We start from the raw sequence: 18,234 nt of genomic DNA, 5'->3' as shown, positions 1-18,234 counted from the left end.
GGCAGGTTGCCGGCGGTTGAACAACTCAGGTCAGATGCTGCTGATAAACGCTGATTATTTCACCGGCAATCGCCACCGCAATCTCTGCCGGCAGCTTGCCTTTTACATCCGGCAGGCCGATCGGACAACGCAGCCGCGCCAGCCGATCGGCCTGCGCCCCCTTGCCCGCCAGCCGGTAGCGGAAACGCTGGCTTTTGGTCTGCGAGCCAATCACGCCTGCATAGCGAAAATCTCCGCGCTTCAGCACCGCCTCGCACAGGTCGAAATCGAGCGGATGATGATGGGTCATTATGATGAAATAGCTGTCCGGTGCAGCCTGCGCCACACAGTCCAGCGGGTCCTCCGGTTGCAGAGTGACCACGCCGGGCGGGACCTGCGTAAACTGATCCGGGCGACTGTCGATCCAGCGAATGTGACAGGGTAACGTTGACAGCAGGTTAACCAGCGCCTGGCCAACGTGACCGGCACCGAATAGCAGAATTTCCGGCTGGTTCTGCAACAGCGGCTCAAACAGCAGCGTGGTTTTACCGCCGCAGCACTGTCCCAGCCGCGCGCCGAGACTGTAATCCTCGGTATGCGGCGCGCTGGCCCCGCTCTGTAACATGGCGCGTGCCTGAGCAATGCACTGAAATTCCAGCTGGCCACCGCCGATGGTCAGATAGCTCTGCTGCGGTGTTACCACCATTTTACTGCCGCTGTCGCGTGGCACCGAACCGTCTTCACTGAGCACGGTAATTAATACGCAGCTCTGGCGCTTTTCACGCAGCTGGTGCAGCACGGTTATCCAGTCATGGTAGATCATCACAGGCTCCTGCCAGTTGCAGCACACCATTCAATACCCGCTCTGGCGTGGCGGGCGCATCCAGCTGCGGATGCCGGGCATAACCGCCAACGCTGGCCACCGCATCCTGCAGCGCGCACCAGGCGGCGATGCCCAACATAAACGGCGGCTCCCCGACGGCTTTCGAGTGAAAGACCGTATCCTGCGGATTTTTACGGTTCTCCACCAGCGTCACCCGCAGATCGGCTGGAACGTCACTGATGGCCGGGATTTTGTAGCTGGCCGGGCCGTCGGTCAGCAATTGCCCTTTTTCGCTCCACACCAGTTCTTCACAGGTCAGCCAGCCAACGCCCTGGACAAATCCGCCCTCAACCTGGCCGATGTCGATTGCCGGATTCAGCGAGGCACCCACGTCGTGCAGAATGTCTGCGCGCAGCAGGCGATACTCACCGGTTAAGGTATCGATCACCACTTCACAGCAGGCCGCGCCGTAGGCGAAGTAGTAAAAAGGCTGGCCGCGCCCCGCCAGCCGGTCGTAATGAATGCCCGGCACGCGGTAGTAACCGTTGGCAGACAGCGGCACCTGGTTAAGCCACGCCAGCTGGGCCACGTCCGCGAAGGTGTAATGTTTTTCACCGGCGCGCACGATGCCGTTGCGAAAACTGACCTCGGAGGCATCGCACTGATGGAGCTGACACAGCATCTGCGTCATGCGATCGCGCAGGATCTCCGCTGCGTTCTGCGCCGCCTTGCCGTTCAGATCGGCCCCGCTGGAAGCCGCCGTCGGCGAGGTGTTCGGTACTTTGCCGGTATCAGTGGCGGTGATCTGAATCTTATCAACTTCAATCTGCAGCACTTCGGCAACGATCTGGATGATTTTGGTATTGAGTCCCTGGCCCATCTCGGTGCCGCCGTGATTGAGTTGCACCGTGCCGTCGGTGTAAATCAGAATCAGTGCGCCCGCCTGGTTGAGAAAGCTGGAGGTAAACGAGATGCCGAATTTAACCGGCGTCAGCGCCAGACCGCGCTTCAGCAGCGGGCTGCGGGCATTAAACGCGCGGATCTCCGCCCGGCGGGCCTGATAATCGCTGCTCTGCTCCAGCTGTTCGGTGATCTCGTCCAGCAGATTATCTTCAACCTGCTGATGATAATGGGTAATGTTGCGATCCTGCTTGCCGTAATAGTTGCGTTTACGCAGCGCCAGCGGATCAAGGCCGCGTTCACGCGCGATGTGGTCCATGATCTGCTCAATCGCCACCATGCCCTGCGGGCCGCCAAAGCCGCGATAAGCGGTATTTGAGGCCGTATTGGTGCGACAGCGGTAACCGGTAATGCGCGCATCGCCAAGGTAATAGGCGTTATCCGCATGGAACATCGCCCGATCGACGATAGACCCGCTGAGATCCAGTGAATAACCGCAGTTGCCTGCCAGATCGATCTTTACCCCGCACAGCAGCCCATCATCCTCAACGCCAACCTCGTAGCGGACAAAGAACGGATGCCGTTTGCCGGTAATGCGCATGTCGTCACGGCGTGAAAGCCGCATCTTCGCTGCCCGGCCGGTCTGACGGGCGACGATGGCGCACAGGCAGGCGACGCCCGCAGCCTGGGTCTCTTTGCCGCCAAATCCGCCGCCCATACGCCGCATATCAATGGTGACCTGATTCATGCTGATGCCCATCACCTCGGCCACCAGTTTCTGTACTTCGGTGGGATTCTGGGTCGAGGAAAAGACCTGTAGCTGCTGATCTTCGCCGGGGATCACCAGCGCGGTCTGGGTTTCCAGATAAAAGTGCTCCTGTCCGCCAATGTGAAAGGAACCGGTGATGCGGTGTGGTGCCCGTGCCAGCGCAGCCTCGACGTCGCCGCGCTGATGAACATGCGGCTCCTGAACAAAACTGTTCTGCGCCAGTGCCTGTTCGACGTCGAGTAACGGCTCCAGCACCTCATATTCAATTACGGCAGCAGCAGCGCCGGCTCGCGCAGCATCCGGTGACCCGGCCGCCACCACAATCACAATCTGACCGAGATACTCCACCTTGTCGTGCGCCAGCAGCGGATCGCCTGGCTCCAGCGGACCGACATCATTGATACCGGGCACATCCTGCCAGGTCAGCACGCTGACCACGCCGGGAATGGCGTAACACGGCCCGACATCAATCCGGGTGATGCGTGCATGGGCGTGCTCACTCAGCCGCGGGCAGAGGTGCAGTAAACCGGGCTGTTCAGGCTTATCGTCGATAAAGCGCGCCTCACCGGAAACGTGCTTTTCCGCGCTTTCGTGTTTGTTGCTGCGGCCAACGCCGCTCTGTATCGCGGCAGCATGCTGCGCCTTGATTACCTGTTCATTTAATTCAGGACGGTTATGAGACATAGCGGGCCACCTCAACACAGGGTAATTCGCCGTTGTAGCGATGGTAATAACGCCGCAGCAGGTTACGCGCGACCTGCAAACGGTAGCTGGCGCTGGCGCGGAAGTCGGACAGCGGCTGGAAATCTTCCGCCAGCGCGGCGGCAGCACGTGACACCGTCACGGCGTTAAATGGTTGATCCAGCAGGGCCTGTTCGCAGTGTGTGGCCCTTTTCGGCGTTGCGGCCATCCCGCCAAACGCGATGCGTACTGCGCGGACATGGCCCTGCTCAATCTCAAGATTAAAGGCGGCGAAGACCGCAGAAATGTCATCATCAAGCCGCTTAGAGACTTTCCACGCGACAAAATCTGGTGACACCGTCACTTTATCGATGCGGATAGCGCGGATAAACTCGCCCGGCTGTAAACAGGTCTGTCGATAGCCGGTGAAAAACCGATCGAGCGGCAGGCTGCGCTGCTGCTCGCCGTGCTGCAACAGCAGGCTGGCATTCAGCGCCAGCAGCATCGGTGACGCATCACCAATCGGCGAGGCATTGGCGATATTGCCGCCCAGCGTGCCCTGCAGGCGGATTTGAAGCGAGGCAAAACGGTGCAGCATCTCACTGACGCCCGGAATACGGTCGGCGAGGAAATCGGTAATCTGCTGTAGCGAGGCGGCGGCACCCAGCAGATAGTGATCGTCAAATTCACTGCATACCCTGAGCGCAGTAACCTGCTCCAGCGCGATCAGCAGCGGTATTCGCTTATGCTGCTGGGTGATCGTCAGGCTCAGATCGGTGCCACCGGCAATCAGCGTGGCCTCTGGATGGGCCAGATAGATTTGCGCCAGCTGGGCCGGAGTTTTGGGCAGATAACAGCGCCGCCCATCTCCGCTCAGCTGCTGCATCTGATTATTCGCCAGCGCTTCCAGCCGCTGCACCACGCTGGCAGCATGGTGATCGAACTGGTCGCTGACCGGCTGTGAACAGAGCTGCTGCGCGGCCGCCATGATCGGCCGGTAGCCGGTGCAGCGACACAGATTGCCCGCCAGCGCACTCTCCGCCTGATGGCGATCCCAGCCGCTGGCCGATTTTTGCAGGCTGAACAGCGACATCACAAAGCCCGGCGTACAAAAACCACATTGTGAACCGTGGCAGTCAACCATCGCCTGCTGTGCCGGATGCAGAGCACGGCCGTGACGCAGATCCTCAACGGTAATCAGCTGCTTACCCTGCAGCGTCGATACCAGCGTCAGACAGCTGTTGACCGTTTCATACTGCATTTCCCCATCGACCGCTTTACCCAGCGTGACGCTACAGGCGCCGCAGTCTCCCGAGGCGCAGCCCTCTTTGGTGCCGGTGCGGTGCTGATGGCCACGCAGATAGTTGAGCACCGTCAGATTAGGATCTAACGCCTCTTCGGTAATCAGTTGGTTATTTAACAGGAACTGGATCATGCGGCTTGCTCTCCCGCGTCGCGCTGCCATACCGGACGGCCGTTTACCCAGGTCTGGGCAATATTGCGGTCATCGCCCAGCGTCATTAAGACAAACAATTTTTCCCAGATATCTTTGCTGTTTCCGATGCGTAAGGTCTGTAAGGCCGAGACGGCCGGATCGAGCACCACAAAATCCGCCTCTTTGCCCGGATTAAAATTGCCGATGGCGTGATCGAGATCCAGCGCCCGCGCGCCGCCCAGCGTGGCGTGGTAAAAGGCTTCGGCGGCGCTCAGCTTATACTGCTGCAGCTGACCCACTTTGTAGGCTTCGCCCAGCGTTTGCAGCATGCTGAAGGTGGTACCGGCCCCGACATCGGTGCCAATGCCGACTTTGACGCCCTGCTGCCAGCTGCGTTTCAGGTTAAACAGTCCGCTGCCGAGAAACAGGTTTGAGGTCGGACAGAAGGCGATAGTCGAATCGGTGTCGTGCAGGCATTGCCATTCGCTGTCGTCGAGATGCACGCAGTGCGCAAACACGCTGCGACGCCCGGTCAGCTGATAGTGGTGGTAAACGTCAAGATAGCCGGCGCGCTCAGGAAACAGCTGTTTCACCCAGGCGACCTCCTGCGGATTTTCGCTCAGGTGAGTATGCAGCCAGGTATCGGGAAACTCCTGACGCAGCTGCTGCACCTTTGCCAGCAGCTGCGGTGACGAGGTTGGCGCGAAACGCGGCGTCAGCGCGTAGCTCAGCCGTCCGCGCTGGTGCCAGCGTTCAATCAGTGCGCGGGTCTGCTGGTAACTCTGTTCCGGCGTTTCGATCAGGTTGTCTGGCGCATTACGATCCATCATCACTTTGCCGGCAATCAGTCGCATATTCAGCGCTTCCGCCGCGCTGAACAGCGCCTCGACCGACTGCGGATGCACGGTGCCAAACACCAGCGCGCTGGTGGTGCCGTTCGACAGCAGCTGATGCAGGAAGAAAGCTGACATACGCGCAGCGTGGTCCGGGCAGTGATATTGCGCCTCGACCGGGAAGGTATAGTGATTCAGCCATTCCAGCAGTTGCTCGCCGAACGCGCCGATCATTTCGGTCTGTGGATAGTGAATGTGGGTATCGATGAAGCCCGGTACGATCAGTTTTCCGCGCAGATCAACCACCGGCTGACCAGCCAGTTCGGCGCTGCACTCCTCCCACGGCGCTAAGCCGATCACCCGTCCGTCGCGAAGCCGTAGCACCCCATCTTCCAGATAGCGCGCCGCAGAGAGCAGCGCGTCGGGCTGGTCTGCCACCGATTTGAAGTCAAAAAAACTGGCGCGTATCGCCGTATCTGTCGCTGATGACATGGCTTTTCCTTTCTGAAAGCACTGCGGCCTTCTTTTAATTATGCAGATGATTGCCTTAATGCCACGTTGCAACTGCCGTGCCAGATCGGTAATGACTATTTTTCTATAATTATCAGCTAATTAAATTAAATTCCGGCTGTTGCGCAACTTTCTGCAGGCAGCGTTGCTCCGCAACCGTTTGCCTGCCGTTAGCAATCGGTTGCTTGTGGCGCTGCTTTGAAATTGGATAATTTTTGCCGGCTGAATCCGCAGCTACGCTGCCCCGTTAGCGTGCATCACGCCCCAAAACAGCGCAGCCGCCGGGGCGGTAAAATCCCCTTACAGCCCAATCGCTTTTTCGGCGGGCGCAAGCGGAAATGAAATGCTATGGTGAAGCCATCGATTGTGAAAATGGCATAAGGAACAGTGAGATGATTATTTTTGTCACCGGCGCGACCGCCGGTTTTGGTGAAAGCATCACCCGTCGCTTTATCGCAACCGGCCATAAAGTGATCGCCAGCGGACGCCGGGCCGAGCGCCTGAAAGCGCTGAAAGATGAGCTGGGCGATAACCTGTATACCGTGCAGCTTGATGTGCGTAACCGGGCAGCCATTGAAGAGGCGGTAAATCAGTTGCCGGCGGAGTGGCGCGAAATCGATGTGCTGGTCAATAACGCCGGTCTGGCGCTGGGGATTGAGCCAGCCCACCGCGCCAACGTTGAAGACTGGGAGAATATGATCGACACCAACACCAAGGGTCTGGTCTATATGACGCGCGCCCTGCTGCCGCAGATGGTGGAGCGTAACGTCGGGCACGTGATAAATATCGGGTCGATCGCCGGCAGCTGGCCCTATGCGGGCGGCAACGTCTATGGCGCGACCAAAGCCTTTGTCCGTCAGTTCAGCCTTAATCTGCGAACCGATCTGCACGGCACCGCGCTGCGCGTTACCGACATCGAACCAGGCCTGGTGGGCGGTACCGAGTTCTCCAACGTCCGTTTCAAAGGCGACGATGATAAAGCGGGTCAGGTTTATGAAGGCGCCACCGCACTAACCCCGGACGATGTGACTGAAGCGGTCTACTGGGTCGCCACGCTGCCTAAGCATGTCAACATCAACACGCTTGAGATGATGCCTGTCAGCCAGACAGTGGCCGGTCTGAAGGTGCACAAGCCGTAAGCCTCAGAGCCAGCCTTTCCGGCTGGCTCTAGCCCCGTCCCCAGCCCAGCACGATGATCAACATGCCGCTAAAGGCGACAATCGCCCCGCTCCAGTCCCAGGCGCTGAGCTTCACGCCGTCGACCACCCGCAACCACAGCAGTGCGGTCAGCACATAGACTCCGCCATAAGCGGCATACACCCGTCCGCTGGCGGCAGGATGCAGCGTCAGCAGCCAGACAAACAGCGCCAGGCTGGCAGCTGCCGGCAACAGTAGCCAGACGGAGCCGCCTTTTTTCAGCCACAGCCACGGCAAAAAGCAGCCGATAATTTCCGCCAGCGCGGTGATAAAAAACAGCAAGGCGGTTTTAATCAGCATCCTTTTCTCTCACAAACGTAAACAAACGACTCACCACTGGTGAGCAAAGAAACGGCGATGATATACTAAGCCTACCCGCGGCAACAGCCGTTACCATTGGCGATGTCTGCGTTAACTGAAGGAAAGCGCAATGAAAAAATTGATCCCGGTCCTGCTGGTCAGCCTGCTGTCAGCGGCAGCCTTTAATGCCAGTGCTACCACTAATCGCCTGATTATTGAAGATGGCAGCAGCGCCGCCAGTAACGAAGCAGCGCGTCAGGATAAAGAGCAGTGGAATGACACGCGGATGCTGCGTAATAAGGTGAACAGCCGCGTTGAGAAAGAGTTTGATAAGACCGACCGCGCGTTTGATACCCGCGACAAGTGTGAGCAGAGCCTGAACCTTAATGCTTACTGGGAGCCGAATACCCTGCGTTGTCTGGATCGCCGCTCCGGCCGGCCTGTTACGCCCTGATTTTCAGCTATAGTAATGACGGACGACTAACATAAGGAATACGTGATGAAGCTACAGAGGGTTTTGTTAACGGCGACGTTGTTCGCGCTGCCCGTGCTGGCACAGGCATCCTGTGAATCGGTCAAAACCGAGATCAGCCAGAAAATTATTCAGAACGGTGTGCCCGAATCGGGTTTTAGTCTCGACATCGTCGCTAACGATCAGGTTGATCAGGCCGGCGGTCAGGTGGTGGGACATTGTGAGAACGACACACAAAAGATTGTTTACAAGCGCACGGGGCGTGACGATGACGCCAGCGTGCCAGACAGTGCCGGCAGTTCACAAGACGCGCCCGCACAGTAAATAACAGCAGGGCGACGTCCTGTCGCCCTGCTCGCTACTCCGCATGCTCCGGCCGTTGACGCGGCATCATCCATGCCACTCCCAGCGCAAACAGCGCAATCACCAGTGCCACCACAAATACCCAATGCAGTGAAGCAGCAATCGCCTGCACCATCTGCTGTAGCGTCTCCGGCGTCAGCTGACGGCGACTCTCATCGGCCATAATCTGCTGCACCGGGTCCTGCGCCTGTGGCAACCGCCAGTGTAAATTAAGGTTCAGCACGGCGCCCATGATGGCGGTGCCAATCGCTGAGCCGATCATCCGGCTGAACATGATCGAGGCGGTACAGATGCCGCGAATTTCGTAATCCGCCTGATTCTGCACCGAAACCAGAAACGTGGTGCTGGTCATTCCCATTCCGGTCCCGATGACAAAGGCGGTAAAACCAGCCTGATACAGCGAACTGTCGGGCCGCAACAGCAGCAATAAGGCGCTGCCGCTAATCAGCAACAGCGCCCCTGACTGGGCGGTAAAGCGATAAGAGGTGTGCAGCATCAGCCTTCCGCTCAGGGTACTGGCCAGCGGCCAGCCAATCGACATCATTGCCAGAGCGCTGCCCGCCTGCAGCGGCGAGCCGCCACCAATGCCCTGAATCCAGGTCGGCAGGAAAGCGCTGATCCCCATCATGGCGGCCCCGATAATCAGGTTTCCGGCGTTACCGGCAATAATCAGTCGGCTGCGCCAGATAATCAGCGGAAACAACGGCGCGTCGGCCCGCTGCTCATGACGTTTCAGCATCCAGCCGGCAAACAGCGAAAACAGCAGGAACGGGATTAGCCATAAGCCGAGCTGTTCTGCCTGCAGCAGCGCAACCAGCAATGCGCTGACGCACAGCATCAGCCAGCCACTGCCGGCCAGGTTCAGCGACTGTCGCTGCTGTTCCTGCTGATGAGCCGGCAACCAGCGCGCCAGCATCAGCATGCTGATCAGCCCTATTGGCAGATTGACCCAGAAAATTACCGACCAGCTAAAGTGCTGCACCAGCCAGGCACCGGTCAGCGGACCGACGATGGCCGCAACGCCCCAGACGCTGGAGAGCCAGCCCTGTACGCTGGCGCGCTCGCGCGGTGAGTAGATGTCCGCCACGATAGTCGAGCTGAGCGGCATGATGGCACCGGCCCCCAATCCCTGAAAGGCGCGGAACAGGATCAGCCAGGTCATGCTGTGGGCGAAACCGCACAGCACTGAGCCAATAAGAAAAATCGCGGTGCCGATAAAAAACATCATCTTACGGCCGTACAGATCCGCCAGACGTCCATAGAGCGGCACGCTGACCGCCTGGGTCAGCAGATAGATGGAAAATACCCAGCCAAACTGCGAAAAACCGCCCAGTTCGGCAATGATGGTGGGCATAGCGGTGGCAACGATGGTGACTTCAATTGCCGCCATAAACATCGCCAGCATACAGGCAATTAAAATCCAGTGTCGGTGTCCGGTCTGGAGTTGTGCGCTTTCAGTCATAGGGTTCCTTTTTTAGCTGCAAGCGTAGCTGAAAATCCGCCAGTGCAGTTTCCCGTCAGTGCGCATCATTGGTCGCTTCTGTGACGTTGTCACCCAAAGTCGATGAAAATTTTTCATTGATGCATCAGCCCAATCACCACGCGGCTTTAACACTATTTTAACCAGTTTTTAATCCCCTGATTTAAGGCTAAAAAGCTAGCGCGCTTCGCTTCAGGCTGCTATAGCAATAAGGCTTCTTTCTCAGTATTCACTGAAAAAGCGTAGATAAACAGTCATTTTATCTACATTTTATCGCAGTTTCGGTATTGGGAGCCGTGGCCGTTTTTGCTGCTTCTGTCGGGCTGTTATTGGTTGTTATAACAATTGAGATCGTTATCAGGGAGACTCCCTTATGCAAAATGCTTCACTGGTCCGCCGTGCCGGTCTGGCACTGCTGGCGGTGGCTGCGGTGATCGGCGCGCTAATCTGGGGCCTCGGCTGGGACCAGCTGGTCGCCAGAAAGGTCGATCTGCTCTATCTCGGACAACAACATCTGTTTTTAGTCTTCTGGTCGATGCTGTTCGCCCTGCTGGTCGGTATTCCCAGCGGCATCATCCTCAGCCGCCCTTTTGCCCGTCGCTGGGCTGAATATGTGATGCAGATTTTTAACGTCGGCAATACCCTGCCACCGCTGGCGGTGCTGGCATTAGCGATGGTGATTATCGGCATCGGCGACCGTCCGGCGCTGATCGCGCTGTTTCTCGCTTCTCTGCTGCCTATCGTGCGTAACACCTTCTCCGGTCTGAGCGCAGTGCCCGCCTCGCTGATCGAAGCCGCCAACGGCATCGGCATGACCAAAATGCAGCGTCTGCGCCAGGTCGAAATCCCGAATGCACTGCCGGTTATCCTGACCGGCGTGCGCATCGCCACTGCCATCAATGTCGGCACCGCGCCGCTGGCGTTTCTGATTGGTGCCAGCAGCTTCGGCGAGCTGATCTTTCCCGGTATCTACCTCAATGACTTCCCGACGCTGATTCTCGGCGCGGTGGCAACGGCACTGGTGGCACTGGTGCTGGATATGCTGCTGGCCGCACTGGGCCGCTTTCTCAGTCCGCACGCTGCGGCATAACGATAAGGAACTTTGCGATGCTAACGCGCTGGATTAAACAGAGTGCACTTGCCCTGATGGCGACGCTGGCCCTGAGCCAGACTGTACAGGCCGCCGCCCCGCTGGTGATGGCGACCAAGAGCTTTACCGAGCAGCATATCCTGTCGGCAATGACGGTGATGTGGTTAGAGAAAAAGGGCTTTGAGGTGATCCCGAAGCGCAATATCGCCACCACCATCGGCCGTAATGCGCTGCTGAACAAGCAGATCGACATGACCTGGGAATATACCGGTACGTCGTTGATCATCTTTAACCATATCAGCCAGCCGATGTCTTCTGAGCAGGCGTATGAAACGGTGAAGAAACTTGATGCGAAGCTGGGGCTGGTATGGCTGAACCCGGCTCCGATGAACAATACCTACGCCTTTGCCATGACCCGGCAGCGGGCGGAAAAAGAGGGGATCACCACCCTGTCGCAGCTGGTGACGAAGCTGGAGCAGGTGCGTAAACAGGACCCGGAACACAACTGGCGACTGGGGCTGGATCTGGAATTCTCCGGCCGCTCAGACGGCATGAAGCCGTTGCAGAAGACCTACAATATGGCGCTGGATCGACCGCAGATCCGTCAGATGGACCCCGGACTGGTCTATAACGCTATTCGTGATGGCTTCGTCGATGCCGGTCTGATCTATACCACCGACGGTCGGGTGAAAGGCTTCGACCTGAAAGTGCTGGAGGATGATAAGCACTTCTTCCCGAGCTATAACGTCACGCCGGTGGTGCGCAAAGATGTGCTGGAGAGCCATCCGGGACTGGAAGCGGCGCTGAATGAGCTTTCACCGCTGATTACCGATGAGTCGATCACCGAAATGAATAAGCGGGTCGATATCGATCACCAGTCACCGGAACAGGTGGCGCGTGATTTCCTTAAATCCAAAAACATGCTGTAAGGAGGCACTGTGGATACCCTTCACTACATCATGGATAACTGGAACAGCCTGCTGACGCTTAGCTGGCAGCACACCTGGCTGGTGCTGGTCGCGGTTGGGCTGGCGATTGTGATTGGCGTGCCGCTTGGCATTCTGATTGTCCGGGTCCGCTGGCTGGCGACGCCGATCCTCGGTATCGCCACCGTGGTGCTGACCATTCCGACCATCGCGCTGTTTGGCCTGATGATCCCGCTGTTTTCAATCATCGGTCAGGGCATTGGCGCCCTGCCGGCGATTACCGCGGTGTTTCTCTACTCGCTGCTGCCGATTGTGCGTAATACCCATACCGCGCTGGAGAACCTGCCCGACGGCCTGCGCGATGCCGGTCGCGGCATCGGCATGACCTTCTGGCAGCGATTACGCTGGGTGGAAATTCCGATGGCCCTGCCGGTGATTTTCGGCGGTATCCGCACCGCGGTAGTGATGAACGTCGGCGTCATGGCGATTGCCGCGGTGATTGGTGCCGGTGGCCTGGGTCAGCTGTTGCTCGACGGCATCAGCGGCAGTGATATTCGTATGTTGATAGCCGGGGCGTTAATGATTTGCCTGCTGGCGATTGTTCTTGACTGGCTGCTGCACCGTTTGCAGCAGGCGCTGACTCCTAAGGGAATTCGATAATGATTACACTGGAAAACCTGACGAAAACCTTTACCCAGAAAAACGGCACCACCATGAAAGCGGTGGATAACGTTAGCCTGGAAGTGCCAGCCGGTGAGATGTGCGTGCTGCTGGGGCCATCGGGCTGCGGCAAAACCACGACCCTGAAGATGATTAACCGCCTGATCCCCGCCACCAGCGGCCGCATCCTGATCAATGGCGAAGATACCAGCACTCAGGACACCACCACGCTGCGCCGTAACATCGGCTATGTGATCCAGCAGATTGGCCTGTTTCCCAACATGACCATCGAAGAGAACATTACCGTGGTGCCGCGCATGCTGGGCTGGGATAAGAAACGCTGCCGGGAGCGCGCCACCGAGTTGATGAGTATGGTGGCGCTCGACCCGAGCAAGTTCCTGCATCGCTACCCGCGTGAAATGTCGGGTGGCCAGCAGCAGCGTATTGGGGTGATCCGCGCGCTGGCGGCTGATCCTCCGGTGCTGCTGATGGATGAGCCTTTTGGTGCGGTCGACCCGATCAACCGTGAAGTCATCCAGAACGAATTTCTTGATATGCAGCGTCAGCTGAAGAAAACCGTGATGCTGGTGAGTCATGACATCGATGAAGCACTGAAGCTCGGTGACCGAATCGCGGTGTTTGGTCAGGGTAAAATTGTGCAGTGCGCCAGCCCGGACGAGCTGCTGGCAACGCCAGCCAACGACTTTGTCGGATCGTTTGTCGGTCAGGACCGGACGCTGAAACGCCTGCTGCTGGTGCAGGCGGGTGACGTCACCGATCAGCAGCCCACCATCACCGTACAGCGATCAACCTCACTGGAAGAAGCCTTCGGCACCATGGATGACTATGATATGCGCTCAATTACCGTGGTGGATGAAGATGGCAAGCCGCTCGGCTTTGTGAAACGGCGTGAGGCGCGTAACGCCAGCGGCCGCTGTGAAGAGCGCCTGCACACCTTTAAGGTGACCGGCAAAGCGGAAGAGAACCTGCGCGTCGTGCTGTCAAAACTGTATGAGCACAACACCGTCTGGATGCCGATTGTCGATGAAGAGGGTCGCTACAGCGGTGAGATCTCACAGGATTACATCGCCGATTACCTCAGCTCAGGCCGCACCCGCCGCCGCCTGAACCCGTAATCGCTCTCACCGCTAAGTGAAAAAGGGCCGTAATGGCCCTTTTTTTATGCCTGCTCTTCGCTGCCGCTCAGCGCTTTGGCCGGTACGACAGAGACGGCGCGCGCTTCCTCAGGCAATACCATATTCAGCAGAATGGCCAGCAAACCGCCGGTAGTGACCGCATGACCAAACAGGGTGTTGATCAGCGGTGGTAACTGTTTCAGCACTTCCGGCACCGCTTCAACGCCCAGGCCGACGCCGAAAGAAACCGCGACGATCAGCATCTCACGGCGTCCTAAAGGCGTTTGCGTCATCACCCGGATGCCGGCGGCAACTACGCTGCCGAACATCACGATGGTGGCCCCGCCCAGCACCGGCGGCGGAATTTGCTGTAACAGAGAGCCGACCGCCGGGAACAGACCAAGCAGCACCAGCATCAACCCCAGCACCATCCCGACATAGCGGCTGGCCACGCCGGTCATCTGGATCACCCCATTGTTTTGCGCAAAGGTGGTGTTCGGGAATGCCGAGAAAATGGCTGCCAGCAGACAGCTGACGCCGTCAGCCATAATGCCGCCCTGCAGACGCTGCTGGAACGCGGTGCCGCCGATCGGCTGTTGTGATATCAGGCAATTGGCGGTGAGATCGCCCACCGCTTCAATCACCGCGATCACCGACACCAGCGCAATTGGCAAGAAAATGGTCCAGTCAAAGGCAAAGCCGAACTTAAACAGCGCAGGCAGCACCAGCGCCGCGCTGTGGTCCGGCGCTTTCAGTTGCAGATGGCCGGTTAACGCTGCCGCGATGCAGCCCACTACAATTCCGGCCACGACCGCCACCAGTCTGGTCCAGCGGTTACGCGCACGATTGAGCGCCACGATTACCAGCAGCGTCAGCGCGCCCAGCGCCAGATTGCCGGGAGCACCAAAATCACGGGCGTTGTGACCGCCAGCCCAGTCGGTGATGCTGACTTTGATCAGGCTGATACCAATCAGGGTAATGACCGTGCCGGTCACTACCGGGGTCAGCACTTTGCGTAACGGACCGACGCAGCGGCTAATCAGAATTGGGATCAGCGCTGCCACCAGATTGCAGCCGAACAGCATCGCCATGATCTCTTCTGGCGATCCGCCGCGCGCCTTCACCATCAGGCCGCCTGACAGCAGCACCCCCAGAAAGGCGAAGCTGGTTCCCTGCAGGCAGATCATCCCGGCTCCGACGCCGAAAAAGCGCCGGGCCTGTAAAAACGTGCCAAGGCCCGAGACCAACAGTGACATGCTGATCAGGTAGGGAATATAGGCCTGTAGCCCCAATACCGAACCGATAATCAGCGGCGGAGTGATGATGCCAACCACGCTGGCCAGCAGATGCTGCAGGGCGGCGAAAAACGCCGGGACGGGACCAATACGGGCATCCAGCCCATATAACAAACCTTGCTCGTGTGATTGCGACATGACGGTGCTCCGGCAACAGTGATTAGCCGGATTAATGCATTTTTTGCGCCATTACCTCAACGTCACCTCGCCTCTCAGGCCAGGTGACTGAAAAATCGGGATAAAATTTCCTGATGTGGCCGGTGGCGAACCTGCAACTTTACGCTCACCACCGGGGAAGATGACTTGTTTTGTTTCATGATCAGGCGATCTTTGCACTCACATGATGCAGACTGGGCCGATCCAGCAGTGAGATATCGATGTAGGCGGTCAGATCGCGTTGTTCGGCACGCGGCAGGTAGGGTAGTTCACCCAGCAGCGGTGCCGGGATTTTTTCACGCAGCACTTCGATGATATCGCTGTATTGCGCCAGGCCCGGATTGATGCGGTTGGCAACCCATCCAACCAGCGGCAATCCATCCTGTCGGATAGCTTCAGCCGTGAGCAACGCATGGCTGATACAGCCAGACTGAATCCCCACTACCAGCACTACCGGTAACTGCTGCTCAATCACCCAGCCAGAGAGTGGACGCGCATCATTCATCAGGCTGCGCCAGCCGCCGGTGCCCTCCACTACCACCCGATCTGCCTGCTCCGTCAGGCTATTCAGCCCCTGCGTCAGTAATTCGTAGTGGATCACCTGACCGCTATGGGTAGCGATCTCCTGTTCCTCAAACAGCAGTGGATTGATGGCCTGATACGGCAGCGCAACAGAAGAGGCACTTTGCAGCACCTGCGCATCTTTATTGCGCAGGCCGTCAGCGGTTTTTACTGCGCAGCGCGCCACGGGTTTGTATCCGACTGCGCTGAGGTTTGCTTTGATAAAACTTTGTAGCAGCGCACGCGATACCACGGTTTTACCGACTGCGGTGTCGGTGCCGGTAACAAATAGTCTCTTCACTCTACTTCTCCTCTCAAACCGGTTACGGCTAATCGGCGATTAACCCTACTAATAATCCGCATTTTAAGGAATGGAAGATGAGAACAGATTGCGTTAGCGCAAGATTAGTCAGGCTTAACCTTGCAATAGCTTCACTAACAGGTAACCGCTATAGAGTGCATCTTTGATCAGCGCCGCGCCGCCCAGCGTTCCCGGCTCGTTAAACGCAGTGGGTGCCAGCTGAATACTGGCACTGTAAGCGGGCAGCGACTGTTGCAGAATGGTGTTGCTGACCGCCGGAAACAGCACGTCTGCCGCGGCATTGAGCGGTGAACCGATAAGAATATGTTGCGGATTAAAGATATTCACCATCATCGCCAGGATGCGGCCCACATGATGACCAACGCTGGCAATGGTGTCGCGCGCCAGTCGATCGCCGGACTGCGCCGCCGCACAGAGTGATGCCAGCGTCAGCGGCTGATTGTGCAGCAGGCTGTCAGGCTGGGTCGGCAGACGCTGAGCGGCCAGCGCCAGCAGACTGCCGATGCTGGCCACCGTCTCGAGGCAGCCGTGGTTGCCGCAATAGCACTGCTGGCCGTAGGGATCGATCTGGGTATGGCCGATTTCCACCAGCGCCCGGCCGCGTTTATGCAGCAGTTGCCCGCCGCTGATCACGCCAGCCCCGACCGTTTCATCAATCACAATCTGAATCACATCTTCTGCGCCGCGTGAGGCACCAAACAGCGATTCTGCCAGCGTCCAGGCGGAAATATCATGCTGAACAAATACCGGTACCCCGGTGCGGGCCGCCAGCGCATCGCCGAGCGGCATGTCGCGTACCTGATATCCGGGCAAACGGTGCACCACGCCAGAAGCGGCATTAATCAATCCTGGCAGGGTCACGGCGATGGCGGTCAGGCGTTCCAGCTGCTGCTGGTGACGAATAAAGAAGGCGTCAACCTGGTCGATTAGCGCGGTCAGCAGCGGCTGAGCCGATTCATCCGGCAGCGGCAGGCTATCCTCCACCAGTTCCCGGCTGCTAAGGTCGCGCAGGGTAAAGGTCATGGCGCCACGGTGCAGGCGAATCGCCAGATAGTGCCAGGCGTCAGTGTCGAGGATCAGCCCAATCGCCGGACGGCCGCGGCTGCCTGGCTCCTGAAACTCCGTCTCCTGCACCAGATGGGCATCCAGCATTTCACGCACGATTTTAGTGATGCTGGCTGGCGCGAGCTGGGCGCGTCGGGAAAGTTCGATACGCGAAATAGGACCGAATTGATCAATTAATCGATAAACGACGCCTGCATTGGTTTGCTTAATTTGGTCAATATGGCCAGGTTGACTGTCCAGATTCACAACCCTGCTCCCGGTTATTTTCGCGCTTCTAAATAAACATGCGTCATGGTGAGGCAGATCAGGCGGCAGCGTCAAATATTTGATTAGAAATGTGATTTATCGCACACATTGTCGTCGGGACCGGCCAGAGTTACGCCTTTTTTTGCTGCAGTAACGTCATCATATGGCGCATCTGCTCATTTATTTCGCGCTCTGCGGACCAGACTAACCACAGTTCAGAAATAGCATCACTTTCTGCCAGCGGCAGCCAGATGACATCAGCCAGCTGCGCCCGGCGAAATGAGGCGGGCAAAATTGACACGCCCAGCCCGGTCGCCACCAGACCGAGAATGGTCATCGCCTCACCCACTTCCTGGGTGATGTAGGGCTTAATCTGGTAGCGGTGAAGCAGCGCCAGGATGTCGCTGTAGAGTGCGGTCCCGACCTGCGGATCGAAAAACACAAACGGCTCAGCCGCCAGCGCACTGACCGAAATCCTGTCTGCCGTGGCCAGCGGATGCGCCCAGTGCACCACCGCATACAGCGGTTCACTCAACAGCAGCTGGTGGCGCAAATCTGCCGGCAGCGGCGTGTTGCGCATCACGCCGAGATCGAGCCGCCCGTCATGCAGCGGGGCCAGCTGCTGGCGGGTGTTGATCTCCTGCATCTGAATATGCACCTGCGGCCAGCGCTGGCGAAACTGGTACAGCGCATCGGACACCACCACGGTAAACGGCGCTGAGGAGGTAAAGCCAATACGCAGCTCTCCCTCTTCGCCACGATGCAGCCGCGCCGCCCGGTCAGCCGCCTGTTCCACCTGCAACAGAATGGCGCGCGCATCCTGCAGTAACTGCTGACCGGCGGCCGTGAGCTGCACGCTGCGGTTGGTACGATTAAACAGCCGGGCACCGGTTTCAGTCTCAAGCTGAATAATCTGTTGACTGAGCGGCGGCTGAGAAATATTCAGCCGCAGCGCCGCCCGGCCAAAATGCAATTCTTCGGCGACCGCAATGAAATAGCGCAGATGGCGCAGCTCGATATTCATATCTTTAACGT

17 protein-coding genes are annotated in these 18,234 nt (G+C 58.1%); 7 read left to right on the top strand and 10 right to left on the bottom strand.

Annotated features, from left to right (window positions below; genetic code table 11):
- Positions 1-25: 25 nt before the first annotated feature.
- Genes xdhC through guaD form a run of 4 tightly spaced genes read right to left on the bottom strand, consistent with a single transcriptional unit; the run spans position 26 to position 5,912 of the window.
- Complete coding sequence (gene xdhC, locus AABB92_RS05215) at positions 26-802, bottom strand: xanthine dehydrogenase accessory protein XdhC (protein ID WP_031376724.1); 777 nt, start codon at positions 800-802, stop codon at positions 26-28.
- The gene (xdhB, locus tag AABB92_RS05210; protein WP_031376725.1) at positions 789-3,155 is read right to left on the bottom strand and encodes a xanthine dehydrogenase molybdopterin binding subunit; all 2,367 of its coding nucleotides are present in this window, start codon (positions 3,153-3,155) and stop codon (positions 789-791) included. The genes xdhC and xdhB overlap by 14 nt, the downstream gene beginning before the upstream one ends.
- On the bottom strand, positions 3,145-4,587 hold the full coding sequence (gene xdhA / locus AABB92_RS05205) for a xanthine dehydrogenase small subunit (protein ID WP_031376726.1): 1,443 nt from the start codon (positions 4,585-4,587) through the stop codon (positions 3,145-3,147). Before xdhA ends, xdhB begins: the two co-directional genes overlap by 11 nt.
- Positions 4,584-5,912 (bottom strand): guanine deaminase, encoded by a 1,329-nt coding sequence (gene guaD / locus AABB92_RS05200; protein WP_031376727.1) that lies wholly within the window; start codon positions 5,910-5,912, stop codon positions 4,584-4,586. The genes xdhA and guaD overlap by 4 nt, the downstream gene beginning before the upstream one ends.
- Positions 5,913-6,322: 410 nt before the next feature.
- Here guaD and ydfG point away from each other — a divergent pair, with 410 nt between their 5' ends.
- Complete coding sequence (ydfG, locus tag AABB92_RS05195; RefSeq protein ID WP_031376728.1) at positions 6,323-7,069, top strand: bifunctional NADP-dependent 3-hydroxy acid dehydrogenase/3-hydroxypropionate dehydrogenase YdfG; 747 nt, start codon at positions 6,323-6,325, stop codon at positions 7,067-7,069.
- A gap of 28 nt (positions 7,070-7,097) precedes the next feature.
- Here ydfG and AABB92_RS05190 read toward each other — a convergent pair whose 3' ends face one another.
- The gene (locus AABB92_RS05190) at positions 7,098-7,424 is read right to left on the bottom strand and encodes a YnfA family protein (RefSeq protein ID WP_031376729.1); all 327 of its coding nucleotides are present in this window, start codon (positions 7,422-7,424) and stop codon (positions 7,098-7,100) included.
- A 133-nt stretch (positions 7,425-7,557) separates the two neighbouring features.
- Between AABB92_RS05190 and AABB92_RS05185 the strand changes: the two genes are divergently transcribed.
- Together AABB92_RS05185 and AABB92_RS05180 are read left to right on the top strand one after the other, a co-directional pair.
- Positions 7,558-7,881, top strand: a complete 324-nt coding sequence (locus AABB92_RS05185; protein WP_031376730.1) for a DUF1283 family protein — start codon at positions 7,558-7,560, stop codon at positions 7,879-7,881.
- A gap of 45 nt (positions 7,882-7,926) precedes the next feature.
- Positions 7,927-8,223 (top strand): DUF1161 domain-containing protein, encoded by a 297-nt coding sequence (locus AABB92_RS05180; RefSeq protein ID WP_031376731.1) that lies wholly within the window; start codon positions 7,927-7,929, stop codon positions 8,221-8,223.
- A gap of 34 nt (positions 8,224-8,257) precedes the next feature.
- On the opposite strand, the gene AABB92_RS05175 is transcribed toward AABB92_RS05180, so the two are convergent.
- Positions 8,258-9,724 carry an MDR family MFS transporter gene (locus tag AABB92_RS05175; RefSeq protein ID WP_046288309.1) on the bottom strand — a complete coding sequence of 489 codons (1,467 nt, stop codon included), beginning with the start codon at positions 9,722-9,724 and terminating at the stop codon, positions 8,258-8,260.
- A gap of 391 nt (positions 9,725-10,115) precedes the next feature.
- Between AABB92_RS05175 and AABB92_RS05170 the strand changes: the two genes are divergently transcribed.
- From AABB92_RS05170 to osmV, 4 genes are read left to right on the top strand one after another with little or no spacing between them, the layout of a single operon-like run.
- A complete protein-coding gene (locus tag AABB92_RS05170; RefSeq protein ID WP_031376732.1) occupies positions 10,116-10,832 on the top strand; it encodes an ABC transporter permease in 717 nt (238 codons plus the stop codon).
- 17 nt (positions 10,833-10,849) lie between these two features.
- Positions 10,850-11,761: a glycine betaine ABC transporter substrate-binding protein gene (locus AABB92_RS05165; protein WP_031376733.1), complete on the top strand. Its 912-nt coding sequence runs from the start codon at positions 10,850-10,852 to the stop codon at positions 11,759-11,761.
- 9 nt (positions 11,762-11,770) lie between these two features.
- Positions 11,771-12,418: an osmoprotectant ABC transporter permease OsmW gene (osmW, locus tag AABB92_RS05160; RefSeq protein WP_031376734.1), complete on the top strand. Its 648-nt coding sequence runs from the start codon at positions 11,771-11,773 to the stop codon at positions 12,416-12,418.
- Positions 12,418-13,554: an osmoprotectant ABC transporter ATP-binding protein OsmV gene (gene osmV, locus AABB92_RS05155; protein WP_031376735.1), complete on the top strand. Its 1,137-nt coding sequence runs from the start codon at positions 12,418-12,420 to the stop codon at positions 13,552-13,554. The genes osmW and osmV overlap by 1 nt, the downstream gene beginning before the upstream one ends.
- A 44-nt stretch (positions 13,555-13,598) precedes the next feature.
- Here the strand turns inward: osmV and AABB92_RS05150 are convergent, their stop codons facing one another.
- The 4 genes from AABB92_RS05150 to AABB92_RS05135 all read right to left on the bottom strand — a co-directional run bounded on the left by AABB92_RS05150 (position 13,599) and on the right by AABB92_RS05135 (position 18,223).
- The gene (locus AABB92_RS05150; protein WP_046288308.1) at positions 13,599-14,987 is read right to left on the bottom strand and encodes a nucleobase:cation symporter-2 family protein; all 1,389 of its coding nucleotides are present in this window, start codon (positions 14,985-14,987) and stop codon (positions 13,599-13,601) included.
- 181 nt (positions 14,988-15,168) lie between these two features.
- The gene (gene bioD / locus AABB92_RS05145; protein WP_031376736.1) at positions 15,169-15,867 is read right to left on the bottom strand and encodes a dethiobiotin synthase; all 699 of its coding nucleotides are present in this window, start codon (positions 15,865-15,867) and stop codon (positions 15,169-15,171) included.
- A 114-nt stretch (positions 15,868-15,981) separates the two neighbouring features.
- Entirely contained in the window at positions 15,982-17,199 is a 1,218-nt protein-coding gene (gene mlc, locus AABB92_RS05140; RefSeq protein WP_031376737.1) for a sugar metabolism global transcriptional regulator Mlc, read from the bottom strand.
- 130 nt (positions 17,200-17,329) lie between these two features.
- Positions 17,330-18,223 (bottom strand): LysR family transcriptional regulator, encoded by an 894-nt coding sequence (locus AABB92_RS05135; RefSeq protein WP_031376738.1) that lies wholly within the window; start codon positions 18,221-18,223, stop codon positions 17,330-17,332.
- Positions 18,224-18,234: the final 11 nt, after the last annotated feature.

The sequence above is a fragment of the Pantoea brenneri genome (assembly GCF_038594305.1).
Lineage (GTDB): Bacteria > Pseudomonadota > Gammaproteobacteria > Enterobacterales > Enterobacteriaceae > Pantoea > Pantoea brenneri.
Note: the sequence above shows the minus strand (reverse complement) of the source record. Positions and strands in the feature narration are given on the sequence as shown.

What these genes read in the sequence shown, in the direction of transcription:
- xdhC (WP_031376724.1), bottom strand. Translation starts at nt 802, where the DNA reads ATGATCTACCATGACTGGATAACCGTGCTGCACCAGCTGCGTGAAAAG.
- xdhB (WP_031376725.1), bottom strand. Translation starts at nt 3,155, where the DNA reads ATGTCTCATAACCGTCCTGAATTAAATGAACAGGTAATCAAGGCGCAG.
- xdhA (WP_031376726.1), bottom strand. Translation starts at nt 4,587, where the DNA reads ATGATCCAGTTCCTGTTAAATAACCAACTGATTACCGAAGAGGCGTTA.
- guaD (WP_031376727.1), bottom strand. Translation starts at nt 5,912, where the DNA reads ATGTCATCAGCGACAGATACGGCGATACGCGCCAGTTTTTTTGACTTC.
- ydfG (WP_031376728.1), top strand. Translation starts at nt 6,323, where the DNA reads ATGATTATTTTTGTCACCGGCGCGACCGCCGGTTTTGGTGAAAGCATC.
- AABB92_RS05185 (WP_031376730.1), top strand. Translation starts at nt 7,558, where the DNA reads ATGAAAAAATTGATCCCGGTCCTGCTGGTCAGCCTGCTGTCAGCGGCA.
- AABB92_RS05180 (WP_031376731.1), top strand. Translation starts at nt 7,927, where the DNA reads ATGAAGCTACAGAGGGTTTTGTTAACGGCGACGTTGTTCGCGCTGCCC.
- AABB92_RS05175 (WP_046288309.1), bottom strand. Translation starts at nt 9,724, where the DNA reads ATGACTGAAAGCGCACAACTCCAGACCGGACACCGACACTGGATTTTA.
- AABB92_RS05170 (WP_031376732.1), top strand. Translation starts at nt 10,116, where the DNA reads ATGCAAAATGCTTCACTGGTCCGCCGTGCCGGTCTGGCACTGCTGGCG.
- AABB92_RS05165 (WP_031376733.1), top strand. Translation starts at nt 10,850, where the DNA reads ATGCTAACGCGCTGGATTAAACAGAGTGCACTTGCCCTGATGGCGACG.
- osmV (WP_031376735.1), top strand. Translation starts at nt 12,418, where the DNA reads ATGATTACACTGGAAAACCTGACGAAAACCTTTACCCAGAAAAACGGC.
- AABB92_RS05150 (WP_046288308.1), bottom strand. Translation starts at nt 14,987, where the DNA reads ATGTCGCAATCACACGAGCAAGGTTTGTTATATGGGCTGGATGCCCGT.
- AABB92_RS05135 (WP_031376738.1), bottom strand. Translation starts at nt 18,223, where the DNA reads ATGAATATCGAGCTGCGCCATCTGCGCTATTTCATTGCGGTCGCCGAA.